We start from the raw sequence: 14,203 nt of genomic DNA on the forward strand, positions 1-14,203 counted from the left end.
TTGAGCGGAGCTCATTCGTCAGAGAGCAGGCCTTCCTCCTGAAGACCTTCAACGGCTTCAGCATCAACCACCTGCTCTTCCTTCAGCTCATTGTCGGCGTCCGGACGGGTGAACGCGGCGAAATTACTCGCCGAAGGGTCGATGTTATGGCGTGTGCGGGTGGCCTCGAGATCGGCATCGCTGGGGTCATCCAGCACTGCACTGGCGCTGGCCGCAGGAGGCATATCAACGGTGTAGTCGGGACGCAGGTTCTGCATGCGGCGGTAACCAGCGGGGTCCTCCGACAGGATGTCGGGGTGGGGACCAGCCTCTTTCTGCAGCTCCTCTTCGAAACCACTGAAGCCTGTACCGGCAGGGATCAAGCGACCGATGATCACGTTCTCCTTGAGACCGCGCAGCCAGTCGCTCTTGCCTTCGATGGCGGCTTCCGTCAGCACCCGGGTCGTCTCCTGGAAGGAGGCGGCGGAGATGAAGCTGTCGGTGTTGAGCGACGCCTTAGTGATACCCAGCAGAACCGGCGTGAATTCGGCGGGAGCACCGCCCGTGATCGCCATTGCCTGGTTGGTGTCCTCCACCTGACGCAGTTCGATCAATTCACCCGGCAACAGAGTGGTGTCACCGGCATCCTCCACCCGCACCTTGCTGGTCATCTGACGCACAATCACTTCGATGTGCTTGTCGTCGATCGACACGCCCTGGGACTTGTAAACGTTCTGAACCTCAGTCACCAGGCGGTGCTGCAGGTTGGCGATCGCTTCCTGGGCTGCATCCATCAGAGGCTTGCGGCTGCGCAGATCCTCGAAGTAGCACTCGAGAAGCTCATGCGGGTTGATCGGGCCATCCGTCAGCAGTTCAGCAGCCGTGACCTGCTGTCCATCGCTCACCATGATGTTGCGGCCGAGCAGGATCGGATATTCAGCGATGGCGTCATCGGATTCGATCACATTGACGACGAGCGAATCGTCGTCTTCACCCTGCTTGATCTCAACGGTTCCGGGTTTCTTGCAGAGAATCGCGGATTCGCGGGGGCGACGGGCCTCTAGCAATTCTTCGATTCGGGGCAGACCCTGAACGATGTCACCCGTCTTCTGCCGCTCAAACACCAGCAGGGCCAGACCATCACCCCGTTGCACCAGGTCGCCATCGCGCACGTGCAGGACGGAGTCCGGCGACACCATGTAGGGGCGTCCCAGACGCAGGGTGACGCTGTTACCGGAAACAGCCTCGATCTCACCGCAGCAGCTGGCAGTTTCCCCTTCGGCGAGGGGGTCGCCGTCGACAATCCGCTGGCCGACGCTCACCACCGGCTTGCCGGAGGTGCTGAGGGTGGTGGTGTCTTCGGGGCGCTCGACGATCATCCGACGCACCGGGTCGGCTTCCGTCGCTTCTGGCAACTGCGCCAGACCAGCCTGTTTGCAAAGGATTTGAGTGGTGGCAACAACATCGCCAGCCTTGACGGAGATACCGTCCTCAACCTGCAGCTCGGTGTGGGTCGAACCGTGGCTGGAGTCAGACATGGTGTCGCGACGCACAAGGATCGACTCCAAGATCACGAGTCGCAGACGGGAAATGGTCTTGGCACGCTTGTCGGGAGCCTTCTCCACATCCACCGTCATCTGAGGGGTGGTGTCGAAGGTCTCCAGAAGCAGCTGCGTCTTCAGCAGCTCCACACCCTCGACTGACTTGACCAGCTCGTTGTCCTTGAAGGCCAGACGCTGGGTGGCCTTGATTCCGAGGTGAGGGCCATTGGCCTGCTTCACATGGGACAACTCAGGCAGCTGGGCCTCATTGGGGATGGTGTATTCCTCAACCGGACGCAGCAGCAGGCCTTTGCCTTCGGGCGTCTCGACGGTCTGCACATACTTCATGCCCTCAACGGACAGCCCCTTGGCGACGTCCTCGCCGGGGTTGACCATCTGGCCATCACCCTCGAAGCGTTCCAACGCCTTGGCATCGGTGCAGAGGTGGAACTCACCACTGCGGACGATGATTTCCCGCAGGATGTCGTTCTTCTGGGTAACAGTGACGATGCCGGCGGTCTGACTAAAGATGTCTTTGACAACCTCGGTGCCGGCCTCGATCCACTGACCGTCGGTGATCATCAACAGGGAGATGTCCTTGTTGATCTCGTGGGTTTCCTGGGGGATCCACAGCAGGGTGCCGCCCTTGTTGACTTCGTAGCCGTTCTTGGCGGAACGGGCCTTCTTGATCGCCAGACCGGGTGCGAACTTCACCAAGCCACCGGTGCCGGTGCGGAAGCGATCATCCGCCAGTTCGGCAATGACCTCACCGGAACCGATCTTGCTGCCGGGGATGGTGTTGAGGCGATATCGGGTGCCGTCCTTGGCCTCGAGATTCCAGATCTCACCGGAGTGGGTGGACTCCTCAAGCAGCTTGAAGTCCTTGAGCGTCATCGCCGTGGTGACGATCTGCACCTCGCGGGAATCACCGATGGAATCGCGCAGGCGAACTTCACCGCCGTACTCACTGCGCTGGCTTGCCTCAGCCAGTACCTGACCCTCGGTGACTTGGGTCTCACCACCAACGACGGGCTGTGCGTTGGGCGGCAGGTTGTAAACATCGCCCGAAAGCACCCACATCCGGCCGAGGCGCTGAGCCTTCAGGGTGATGTTGCCCTGGCGGTCGGTGACTTCGCGGGGCTGAATCGCCTCTTCGTAGCGGACCTGGCCGGCCAGATCGCAGATCACATCCTTGGTGGCCTTCTCAACACTCTTCTTGACCGCACCAGCAGCGATCTGAGCCACCGTCACGTCGGCATCAATGTCGGCACCGTTATCGACGAACAGCAGGGAGCCGTTGGTGATCTCGATCTTCTGCGCCTTTCCTTTCCCGGAAGGCTTGATCGTGAGATTGAAGTCAACCTCAGCCTGCTGGGCGTTCACACCATGGGGCGTGCGGTAGGGGCGCACCCGCGCCTTGCTGCCGAACTCAACGGTGCCTGCAACTTTCGAGCGGACCACACCGGTTTCAGCCGTGGACACACCACCGGTGTGGAAGGTCCGCATGGTGAGCTGGGTTCCAGGCTCACCGATCGACTGGGCAGCGATGATGCCGACGGCTTCACCCAGATCGACCAGTTCGTTGTGGGCCAGTGCCCAGCCGTAGCACTTACGGCAGACAGAACGGTTGGCTTCGCAGGTGAGCGGCGAGCGCACACTCACCGCGTTCACCCCAGCTGCCTCAAAGGCTTTGGACAGAGGCGGATCGATTTCGGTGTCGCGCTCAGCAAGCACCTCGCCATCTGCGTTCACCACCTGGGCGGCCGTCAGGCGACCCACAAGCCGGCTGCGGAACTTGCCATTCTCGGCCTCCACCACGATGTGTCGGGTGGTTCCGCAGTCGTCCTCACGGACGATCACATCCTGAGCCACGTCCACCAGTCGGCGGGTGAGGTATCCCGAGTCGGCGGTGCGAAGCGCCGTATCCACCAGACCCTTACGGGCGCCATAGGAGGAGATGACGTATTCGGTGACCGTCAGACCCTCACGGAAGTTGGTGCGGATCGGAAGGTCAATAATTTCGCCCTGTGGGTTGGCCATCAGACCGCGCATGCCCACCAGCTGACGCACCTGGGACATGTTTCCCCGGGCACCGGAGTTGGCCATCATCCACACCGAGTTCAACGGTGCGTTCTCGTCAAAGTTCTTCTTGACCGCATCCACCAGACGCTCATTGGTCTCGGTCCAGGTGTCGATCACCTTGGTGTGGCGCTCCACTTCGGTGATTTCCCCAAGCCGGTAGCGCTCTTCAGTCGCGGTGATCTGTTCCTCGGCCTGGCCCAGCAGATCCTTCTTCGCCTCAGGAACCTTGAGGTCATCCACCGAAATCGACACCGCAGCCTGGGTGGCGTATTTGAAGCCGAGATCCTTGAGGTTGTCGGCCATGGAGGACGTCACCGCCGTGCCGTGGTTTTTGTAAGACCAAGCAACGAGCTGTTTGAGGGCTCGCTTATCAATGATCTGATTGCGGAACGGTGGCGGGGTCTTGGAGAGAGGACGGGATGCGCTCACAGGAGCTTCCTTGGCGGCCTTGGAAGCTTTGCTGGATTTGGACTTGCGGGATTTCGAGGAAGAGGTCATGGCTGCGCGCGGATCAGGAATGGAAGAAAAGGGCGTCTGGCTCGATTCAGGCGGCGGCCACCGCGTCGATGATCGTGTGATTCATCACCACGCGGCCCACGGTGGTGAGGATGTAGCGGCTGATCAAGGCACCGTCTTCATCGAAGCGATCGCGGCGGAAGCTCCACTGCTCAATGCGCGTGCCATCACTCAGTGACTCGCTCTTGATGGGCTCCTCAAGCTCATCATCGTCTTGAACCTCGCCATTGAACCGGACCCAAACCCAGTCATGCAGTCCAATCCGGGTGTCCTCGAAGGCGTGGATGACATCCTCCAGACCCGCAAAGGTGCAGCTGCGGTCTCCGAACTCAGGCTTGGTCGCACCAGGCTGAAGCGCCGTCAGGTAGTAGGAGCCGAGCACCATGTCCTGAGACGGGGTAATGATCGGCTCGCCTGTGGCGGGCGACAGGATGTTGTTGCTGGCCAACATCAGCATGCGTGCTTCGGTCTGAGCCTCGATGGCCAGAGGCACGTGAACCGCCATCTGGTCACCGTCAAAGTCAGCGTTGAAGGCTGGGCAGACCAGGGGGTGCAGCTGAATGGCGCGGCCATCCACAAGCTTGGGTTCGAAGGCCTGAATGCCGAGACGGTGCAGGGTTGGTGCACGGTTCAACAGGATCGGGTGACCGTCGATCACCTCCTGCAGCACCTGCATCACTTCATCGTCTGCCCGCTGAATCAGCTTCTTGGCCGCCTTGATGTTGTTGACGATGTTCTGGCGGATCAGGCGGTGGATCACGAAGGGCTGGAACAGCTCGATCGCCATCTCCTTAGGCAGACCGCACTGGTGCATCTTCAGCTTCGGACCCACCACGATCACGGAACGACCGGAGTAGTCGACCCGCTTACCCAACAGGTTCTGACGGAACCGGCCCTGCTTGCCTTCAATAATGTCGCTCAGTGACTTGAGCGGGCGGTTGTTGGCGCCCACCACGGTGCGACCGCGGCGGCCGTTGTCGATCAGGGCATCGACGGCTTCCTGGAGCATCCGCTTTTCGTTGCGGACGATGATTTCAGGGGCCAGGATTTCCTGCAGCCTTGCCAGACGGTTGTTGCGGTTGATCACCCGCCGGTAGAGATCGTTGAGATCACTGGTGGCGAAGCGACCGCCGTCGAGCTGCACCATGGGGCGCAGGTCGGGCGGAATCACCGGGATCACATCCAGCACCATCCACTCAGGACGGGCATTGGTGGCAATGAAGTTGTCGATCACGCGCAGACGCTTGATCAACTTGGCGCGCTTCTGACCCTTGCTGCCGTTGATCTCCTCGCGCAGCTGCTCAGCCACTTCATCGAGGGTGAGATCTTCCAGCAGCTGCTTGAGGGCCTCGGCACCGATGCCCACCACGGGCTCATTCTCAATCTCGGAATCTTCGGCGTAGATCTCGTCTTCAATTTCCAGCCACTCGTCTTCAGTGAGCAGCTGCTTGTACTTCAGGTCCTTGTGGTCGCCGGGATCCAGCACCACATAGCAGTTGAAGTAAACGATCTGCTCCACATCCCGCAGGGGCATGTCCAGCAGGATGGCCACGTAGCTGGGGATCCCCTTCAGGTACCAAACGTGGGAGACGGGTGCCGCCAGCTTGATAAAGCCCATGCGGTGACGACGCACGCGGCTCTCGGTGACCTCCACACCGCAGCGTTCACAAACGATGCCCCGGTGACGCACCCGTTTGTACTTGCCGCAATGGCATTCCCAGTCTTTGGAAGGGCCAAAGATCTTTTCGCAGAACAGCCCGTCCATCTCGGGCTTGAGGGTGCGGTAGTTGATGGTCTCCGGCTTGGTGACCTCACCGACGACCTGGCCGTTGGGCAGGGTGCGCTGCCCCCACTCCATCACCCGATCGGGTGAGGCGAGGGTGATCTTGACGTAATCGAAGTGGTTCTCAGTGCGGAGGTTGCTGTTGGTCATTGACGGTTAAGGAAGAAGGAGCGGGGAATCGGTTCGTTCGTTGATCCGTCAGTCCTCGTCGTAATCCGCGACGCCGAGGGATTCGTAAGTGGGCCTGCTGGGGGTGCTGCGACGTGGGTTCACGTCCTGCATAAGGTCCACTTCCTTGCCTTCGTCGGTATAGACGGCGATGTCCAGACCCAGGGACTGAAGCTCGCGCATCAGCACCTTGAAGGATTCCGGCGTACCGGGGCGGGGGATCGGCTTGCCCTTGACGATGGCGTTGAGGGCCTCGTTGCGGCCCTGCATGTCGTCGGACTTGACCGTGAGCAATTCCTGCAGGGTGTAGGCGGCGCCGTAGGCCTCGAGTGCCCACACCTCCATCTCACCCAGACGCTGACCGCCTTGCTGTGCTTTACCGCCCAGGGGCTGCTGGGTGACCAAGGAGTAGGGGCCGGTGGAACGGGCGTGGATCTTGTCGTCCACCAGGTGAACCAGCTTGAGGAAGTGGGAATAACCCACAGCCACGGGCTGGTCAAAGGGCAGACCGGTGCGGCCATCGCGCAGCTGCAGCTTGCCGGGGTCCTCTGGGTCATACACCCAACCCTTGCCGGGCTGCTTGGCGGCTTCCTTGAGGAAGGTCTCGACGGTCTGCTGCGACTTCTCAGCCCCGTACATCTCATCGAAGGGAACGATGCGCACACGGCAATCCAGGTTGGACGCCGCCCAACCCATCAGCAACTCGAACACCTGACCGACATTCATCCGGCTCGGCACACCCAGGGGGTTGAGCACGATGTCGACCGGGGTGCCGTCGGGCAGATAGGGCATGTCCTCCCGGGGAAGGATGCGGCTGATGATGCCTTTGTTGCCGTGGCGGCCGGCCATCTTGTCGCCGACCTGGATCTTGCGGCGCTGGGCCACATAAACCCTCACCACCATGTTCGCGCCGGGGGGCAGCTCATCACCCTGTTCACGGGTGTAGATGCGCACATCCACTACGCGGCCACGCTCGGTGCCAGGCACACGCAGGGAGTTGTCGCGCACATCGCGGGCCTTCTCACCGAAGATCGCGCGAAGCAGCTTTTCTTCCGGCGGCTGATCGGATTCGCCCTTGGGCGTCACTTTGCCGACCAGGATGTCACCGCTTTCAACGAAAGCACCAACGCGGATGATGCCCATCTCGTCGAGGTTGCCGAGACTTTCCTCAGCGACGTTGGGAATCTCGCGGGTGATTTCCTCGGGTCCGAGTTTGGTCTGGCGCGCTTCGATCTCGTACTTCTCGATGTGCACCGAGGTGTAGAGGTCGTCGGTGACCAGACGCTCGCTGACCAGCAGCGCGTCCTCGTAGTTGTAACCCTCCCAGGGCATGTAAGCGATCAGGACGTTCTGACCCAGGGCGATCTCACCGCCTTCACAGGCCGAGCCATCCGCCATCACCTGACCGACGATCACAGGATCGCCACAACGGACGATCGGGCGCTGGTTCAGGCAGGTGTCCTGGTTAGAGCGCTGATACTTCTGGAGGAAGTGGGTGTGCTCATTGCCGTCCTCGTCTTGAACAACGATGGCGTTGGCATCCACATAGACGACGGTGCCATTCACCCGAGAGATCGGCACCATGCCGGAGTCGCGGGCCACCTGGGTCTCCAGGCCAGTACCCACCAGGGCACGCTCGGGGCGCAGCAAGGGCACGGCCTGACGCTGCATGTTGGAGCCCATCAGGGCGCGGTTGGCGTCGTCGTGCTCCAGGAAGGGGATCAGGGACGTTGCCACGGAGATCACCTGCACCGGCGATAGGGCGACGTAGTCGACCTGCTCAGGGGGAACCTTCTCAAAATCCTGGCGATAGCGAACAGGAATCAGATCCGCGGAGATCCTGCCGTCGTCCTCGGTCGCCACGTCACCAGGAGCGACACGCACTTCGTCTTCACGGTCCGCAGACAGGTAGATCGGATCTCCTTCTTTGAGGACAACACCGTTCTCCACCTTCCAGAACGGAGTTTCGATGAAGCCATATTCGTTGACCCGGGCGTGGGTTGCCAGGGAATTGATCAGACCGGCGTTAGGCCCCTCAGGCGTCTCAATGGGGCAGAGACGACCGTAGTGAGAGGGATGAATGTCGCGAACGGCAAAGCCAGCACGCTCACGGGTGAGACCGCCCGGTCCAAGAGCCGAGATACGGCGCTTGTGGGTCAGCTCGGCCAAAGGATTCGTCTGATCCATGAACTGGCTCAGCTGGCTGGAGCCGAAGAACTCCTTGATCGCCGCCACCAGAGGCTTGGGATTCACCAACTGCGCTGGCGTCAGGGAATCGGTTTCGCCAACGGTCATCCGTTCCTTGATGATCCGCTCCAGGCGGTTCAGACCAACGCGAACCTGGTTCTGCAGCAGTTCCCCCACGGAACGCACGCGGCGGTTACCGAGGTGGTCAATGTCATCAAGGCTGGCGCCGCCAACATCCAGCTCCAGGTTGATCAGGTAATCAAGGGTGGAGAGCACGTCCTCATGGGTGAGGGTACGCACCGTGTCGGGAATGGTGAGGCGCAGCTTCTTGTTGATCTTGTAGCGGCCGACCCGACCGAGGTCGTAACGCTTGGGATCAAAGAAACGGGTCTGCAGCAGCTGCTGACCGCCACTCACAGAGGGAGGTTCACCTGGACGCAGCTTCTTGTAGAGCTCGAGCAGCGCCTGATCCTCGGAACTGATGCCCTCGTCATTGGCGGCATCAATTGACTTTTTATAGAACTCAGGGTGACGCAGCTTGTCGAGCACGTCGTTGTCAGACAGACCCATGGCACGCATGAGCACGTGCGCGTTGATCTTGCGGGTCTTGTCCACACGGACGTGCAGTAGGTCGTTCTTATCCGTCTCAAACTTCAGCCAGGCACCACGGTTGGGGATAACGCTGGCGTTGTAGGTGCGCCTGCCGTTCTTGTCCATTTCATCCTTGAAATAGACACCAGGGCTGCGCACGATCTGGTTCACGATCACCCGCTCAGCACCATTGATGATGAAGGTGCCTCGCTCGGTCATCAGCGGCAGTTCACCGATGAAGACCTCCTGCTCCTTGATCTCACCGGTCTCCTTGTTGACCAGCCGGCAGGTGACATACATCTGGGACGCAAAAGTCGCGTCGCGACGCTTCGCCTCTTCCACATCGTGGCGGGGGCGCTTTAAGCGGTACTCGCTACCGATGAAGTGGAGCTCAAGCTTGCCGGTGTAATCCGTGATCGGAGAGAAGCTTTCCAGCTCCTCGATCAGACCTTGATCCAAAAACCACTTAAAGCTGGCCCGCTGCACCTCCACCAGATCAGGGAGGTAGGTGGCGGTCTTGGCGACCTGAATCGCGCTGCTGCTCATGCGGGGACCGGCAGAGAGGACGAAGGAACTAAGAAGGACTGGATTGGCGGCGAAAGCTCAACCGACAGAACGATTCCACACAGCAGCGGCACTGACGGATTCCAGAACGGAACCGACAGAGCCGCTGCTGCTGTTCAGAAATCGCGGGTCAGATCAGCTGACGACGACAAGTTCACCGGAAGGAAATGGACGCTTCAGGCACCACACGCAAGAACGAATCCCGCGCATGGCCAGGCCAATACAACATCTTACATATCGAGTCGACAGTCTTGGAAGACCAGTTAAGGGAGTCCGAACAAACGGCGGGCGTTGGCGGTACTGCTGAAGGCCACGCTCTCGAGATCCACACCCCGCAACTCGGCCACCCGCGAAGCAACCGAAGCCACAAAGGCCGGCTCGTTGCGCTTGCCACGACGCGGCACAGGAGCCAGGAAGGGGCAATCGGTTTCAACCAGGAAACGATCCTCTGGCACCTGACGGGCGCAATCGTGGGTGGGCTCCGCCTTGGGGAAGGTGACGGTGCCGCTGAAGCTGATGTAAAAACCAAGCTCCAGAAACTGATGCATTTCTTCGGGGGTACCGCCCCAGCAATGCATCACGCCTGCAGGGCAGCGGCCCTCCGCCTGACGGGCCCGAAGTTCAACCAGCATCGGCTCGGCGGCATCTCGGCAGTGAATGATCACCGGAAGGTTCAGCTCCACCGCCAAATCCAACTGCGGACGCAGCACAGCAAGCTGCTCCTCAAGATTCTTGTCGCGAAAGAGATCGAGCCCGAGTTCACCGATAGCGACCACCCGGTCATCCTCCAAAGCCGCCCGACGCAGCACCGCCACCGTGTCGTCAGCCCAATGCTGGGTATCTAAAGGATGAACACCAACGGAATACCGCATTTCAGGGAACCGATCAGCCAGTGCCCGGATCGCCGGAATTTCGGATGGTTCGACGCAGGCATGCAACAGAGCACCTACACCGGCTTCGCGCCAACGTGAGGCCACGTCCTCGAGGTCCTCGTCAAAATTGCGAAAGACGATGTGACAGTGACTGTCAATCAGCGTCGGAGTGGGAGACACAGCTGGGCCGAAACGCGCTTTCGGCCCATTCTGCCGGTTGGAAGCGAATCAGCTGGCGGGCTCGAGAACCTTGCGCACCGCTGCACTGAGACGGGACTTCTGATTGGCGCCATTGTTGCGGTGAAGGACACCGACCTTCACTGCTTTGTCGATCTTGCTGAAGGCAGCACGCATCGAACTCTGCACCGTGGTCTTGGCTTCGTCGCCAGGCGTTGCGCTGTAAGCGTCACAGGCGGTGAAGCAGCGCTTCATCAGCGTGCGCAGGGACGACTTGTAGGTGCGATTGCGAAGACGGTTGCGCTCAGCAATCTCAATCCGCTTCTTGGCTGACTTGTTATTGGCCACTGAGGCTTCAACGTTGCGAACAATCCAGCACCTTACTCCGTGACCAGACCGCTCCCCTTCATTGTCGAGTCCTAACTTGACTTCACCTTCCACCATTCCTTTGTCTGTGAGCCAACCGGCCGTCGCTCCCCTGCGCATCGTGCGGGATCCGGAACAGGCCCAGACAGAACTGCAGCGCCTATCAAGTCGCACGGCTCAGTCGCAGCAAAGCGAAGCCAGAGAGCGGGTCGACGCGATTCTTGCGGCGGTGCGCGACCGCGGCGATGCGGCGATTTCAGATTTCACGGAACGCTTCGATGGCTTTCGGCCTGTGCCAATGGCGGTTCCCCAGACGGCGCTCGAACAAGCATGGATCACGCTGCCGACCAACCTGCGTGATGCTCTGGAGCTGGCCCATCGCCGCATCACCGATTTCCACCAACGCCAACGTCCCGCCGATTTGGCGGTAACGGGCCCCCACGGCGAGCAGCTCGGACGGCGCTGGCGACCAGTGCAGCGGGCGGGCCTCTACGTCCCCGGCGGACGCGCGGCCTACCCCAGCACCGTGCTGATGAATGCCGTGCCAGCCCGTGTCGCCGGGGTGAAAGAGCTGGTGATCTGTTCCCCCGCCGGACGGGATGGCGAGGTCAACCCTGTGGTTCTTGCAGCGGCGCACCTCGCGGGCGTCAAGACAGTGTTCCGCCTTGGGGGCGCCCAGGCCATTGCCGCCATGGCCTACGGCAGCGAAAGCGTGCCCAAAGTGGATGTCATCAGCGGCCCAGGCAACCTGTACGTCACCCTGGCCAAACAGGCGGTTTACGGCCAGGTGGCCATCGACTCCCTGGCGGGTCCGAGCGAGGTTCTGGTAATCGCCGACCACTCCGCAAAGCCGGATCAGGTGGCGGCGGATCTGTTGGCGCAGGCTGAGCATGACCCTCTGGCGGCAGCGGTGCTGATCACCACCGACAGCGCTCTCGCCGACGGCATCAACGCCGCGGTCGAAGAGCAACTGGTCAACCACCCCCGTCACGAGATCTGCGAAGCCTCTCTGCGGGACTGGGGCCTTGTGGTGGTGTGCGACGACCTCGAGAGCTGTGCCCGCCTCAGTGACAGCTTCGCGCCTGAACACCTTGAGCTCCTGGTCGAACGACCCGAACCCCTGGCGGATCGGATTCAGAACGCCGGAGCCATCTTCCTGGGCCCCTGGTCTCCGGAGGCTGTGGGGGATTACCTGGCAGGCCCGAACCACACCCTGCCCACCTGTGGAGCCGCGCGCTTCAGCGGGGCCCTGAGCGTTGAAACCTTCATGCGCCACACCTCCCTGATCGGTTTCAACCGGGCTGCGCTCGAGGCGACGGGTTCAGCTGTGCAGGAGCTAGCCACCAGTGAAGGCCTGCACAGCCACGCCGAATCCGTGCGGCGGCGCCTCAGCTAGGCCGCTTCTCCAGGCTGCGGACACCCGCCACGCCATCCGCAATTTCGCCAACCAACACCTCATCGGTGATGTTGACGAACAGTCCGTTCTCCAACACGCCGGGGATGTTGTTGATGGTCTGCTCCAGGGCCGCCGGATCAGTGATGCCGCCGTTGAGCTTGGCGTCCAGCACCAGGTTGCCCTGGTCGGTGACCACCGGTCCGGCCTTGCGCTGGGCCATCCGCAGTTCAGCGCTGCCTCCGAGGGCTTCCAGCTGCTGCTTCACCTGGCGCCAGGCGCCAGGAAGAACTTCAACCGGCAGCAGAAAACTGAGGTTGAGACGATCCACAAGTTTCGTGGAATCCACAACCACTACAAAACGATCGGCCCGTGCCGCCACTAGTTTTTCCTGCACGTGGCAAGCACCACCACCCTTGATCAACTGAAAGCCAGGGTCGACTTCATCGGCACCGTCGATGGCCAGATCAATACGACTGACGGCATTGAGGCTGAGCAGGGGGATGTTCAGATCTGCAGCCAGCACCTCGCCCTGAAAAGAGGTGGTGACACCAACAATGTCTTTGAGTTCGCCACTGGCAAGTTTGGCGCCCAGGCCTTGAATCATTAGTGCGGCAGTCGATCCTGATCCCAGCCCCAGCACCATGCCGTCTTTGATCTGTTCAACAGCGGCATCGGCCACCGCCTGCTTCATCTGGGTCTGAAGATCAGCCATCAGGTCTCGTCCTTGTGGGCGGGACCGTAGCAAGAGTTTCAAGCCATTCCAGGCAGGGGCTCAGGTTTGACTGACAGGGTCAACTCGCGACCCGCCCGCAGCACCTTCAAGGGCAGTGGAGCATCGATGGCAGCGGCATCAACAACCTCCAAAAGCACCTGAGGATCTGGGATGTCGCGCTCATCAACGGTGATCAAAAGATCACCGCGGCGCAGGCCTGCTTTTTCGGCCGGGCCATCGGGAAGCACCGCTTGAACCAGGGCACCGCTGCGTTCCGGCAGCTGCACCAGGGCATTGGGGTCCTTGTTGTGCTCGCGCGCGATGCGGGGCGTGAGCGCAACGAGTTGCAGGCCGATATAAGGATGCACAACCTCACCCTGCTGCTGCAGTTGATCAGCCACCCGGCGGGCCAGGTTGATCGGAATGGCAAAACCGAGGCCGGCACCGGGGCCCGAACGCACCAAGGTGTTGATCCCAATCACCTGACCGTCACCGTTCACCAAGGGGCCGCCTGAATTACCGGGGTTGATGGCGGCGTCGGTCTGAATCAGTTCCAGCCGTTTGTCGGCGAAGCCAAGGCTGTTGATATTGCGGTGCAGACTGCTGACGATGCCGAGGGTCACCGTGCGTTCCAAGCCGAACGGGGTGCCGAGGGCAATCGCCCAATCGCCCACCTGCATGGCTTCGGAATCACCCAGGGGAGCCCGCGGCGGCAGTTGATCCCCCTCGAGACGCACCAGGGCCAGATCCGTCACCGCATCGGTGCCCACCACCTGGCCATCGCGCTGTTCCCCGTCGGCCAGGGTGACGCTGACGGACTCCACCCGATCCACCACATGGGCGTTGGTGAGCACCAGCCCCTTGGCATCGATCACCACACCGGAGCCTTGGCCCCGTTCCCGCCCCGGACCAGTGGGGGGGTCGCCAAGCAGATCCCGCAGCAGGGGATCGAGCAGCGTGGGATCAAAGGGCTGGCGTTCCACGGTGCGCTCGGTGTCGATCCGAACCACCGCCGGAGCCACCCGCTGAACGGCATCGGCCACAAAGCTGTGCTCCAGGGCCTGAACGGACGCTGCTTCACCGACCAAGACAGCCATGGCCACCAGCACAGCCAAGAGTTGACGCAGGGCGTACCGCAAGACAAGACCCAGGAATTGCCTTCTTTTTATCGGATCCAGCCGCAGAAACGGGCCTTGGTCCAAATCGATCGCAATCTCACAACCCCCATAGCAATGCGCGGACAAGCGTGGAAATCCCAGCTAAGAGTCG

8 protein-coding genes are annotated in these 14,203 nt (G+C 61.1%); 1 reads left to right on the forward strand and 7 read right to left on the reverse strand.

The window, feature by feature from the left end:
* Positions 1 to 11: 11 nt before the first annotated feature.
* From SynPROSU1_RS10615 to rpsT, 5 genes are all read right to left on the reverse strand, one after another.
* Positions 12 to 4,100, reverse strand: a complete 4,089-nt coding sequence (locus tag SynPROSU1_RS10615; RefSeq protein ID WP_186570480.1) for a DNA-directed RNA polymerase subunit beta' — start codon at positions 4,098 to 4,100, stop codon at positions 12 to 14.
* Between the two features lie 46 nt (positions 4,101 to 4,146).
* Positions 4,147 to 6,051, reverse strand: coding sequence for a DNA-directed RNA polymerase subunit gamma (locus SynPROSU1_RS10620; RefSeq protein WP_186570481.1), 1,905 nt, complete (start codon positions 6,049 to 6,051; stop codon positions 4,147 to 4,149).
* Positions 6,052 to 6,099: 48 nt separating this feature from the next.
* Positions 6,100 to 9,393: a DNA-directed RNA polymerase subunit beta gene (gene rpoB / locus SynPROSU1_RS10625; protein ID WP_186570482.1), complete on the reverse strand. Its 3,294-nt coding sequence runs from the start codon at positions 9,391 to 9,393 to the stop codon at positions 6,100 to 6,102.
* Between the two features lie 281 nt (positions 9,394 to 9,674).
* Positions 9,675 to 10,463 (reverse strand): TatD family hydrolase, encoded by a 789-nt coding sequence (locus tag SynPROSU1_RS10630; RefSeq protein WP_186570483.1) that lies wholly within the window; start codon positions 10,461 to 10,463, stop codon positions 9,675 to 9,677.
* 48 nt (positions 10,464 to 10,511) lie between these two features.
* A complete protein-coding gene (rpsT, locus tag SynPROSU1_RS10635; RefSeq protein ID WP_115022238.1) occupies positions 10,512 to 10,808 on the reverse strand; it encodes a 30S ribosomal protein S20 in 297 nt (98 codons plus the stop codon).
* 106 nt (positions 10,809 to 10,914) lie between these two features.
* Here rpsT and hisD point away from each other — a divergent pair, with 106 nt between their 5' ends.
* On the forward strand, positions 10,915 to 12,222 hold the full coding sequence (gene hisD, locus SynPROSU1_RS10640) for a histidinol dehydrogenase (RefSeq protein ID WP_186572361.1): 1,308 nt from the start codon (positions 10,915 to 10,917) through the stop codon (positions 12,220 to 12,222).
* Here hisD and rpiA read toward each other — a convergent pair.
* Together rpiA and SynPROSU1_RS10650 are read right to left on the reverse strand one after the other, a co-directional pair.
* Entirely contained in the window at positions 12,215 to 12,934 is a 720-nt protein-coding gene (rpiA, locus tag SynPROSU1_RS10645; protein ID WP_186570484.1) for a ribose-5-phosphate isomerase RpiA, read from the reverse strand. The genes hisD and rpiA overlap by 8 nt on opposite strands.
* Positions 12,935 to 12,972: 38 nt before the next feature.
* Positions 12,973 to 14,031, reverse strand: a complete 1,059-nt coding sequence (locus SynPROSU1_RS10650; RefSeq protein WP_186572362.1) for a trypsin-like peptidase domain-containing protein — start codon at positions 14,029 to 14,031, stop codon at positions 12,973 to 12,975.
* Positions 14,032 to 14,203 lie beyond the last annotated feature (172 nt).

It is taken from the genome of Synechococcus sp. PROS-U-1 (genome assembly GCF_014279755.1).
In the GTDB taxonomy this organism is placed as follows: domain Bacteria; phylum Cyanobacteriota; class Cyanobacteriia; order PCC-6307; family Cyanobiaceae; genus Parasynechococcus.

Bases quoted from the DNA above. Each gene is read 5' to 3' on its own strand.
- SynPROSU1_RS10615 (WP_186570480.1), bottom strand. From the start codon at position 4,100: ATGACCTCTTCCTCGAAATCCCGCAAGTCCAAATCCAGCAAAGCTTCC.
- SynPROSU1_RS10620 (WP_186570481.1), bottom strand. From the start codon at position 6,051: ATGACCAACAGCAACCTCCGCACTGAGAACCACTTCGATTACGTCAAG.
- rpoB (WP_186570482.1), bottom strand. From the start codon at position 9,393: ATGAGCAGCAGCGCGATTCAGGTCGCCAAGACCGCCACCTACCTCCCT.
- rpiA (WP_186570484.1), bottom strand. From the start codon at position 12,934: ATGGCTGATCTTCAGACCCAGATGAAGCAGGCGGTGGCCGATGCCGCT.
- SynPROSU1_RS10650 (WP_186572362.1), bottom strand. From the start codon at position 14,031: ATGGCTGTCTTGGTCGGTGAAGCAGCGTCCGTTCAGGCCCTGGAGCAC.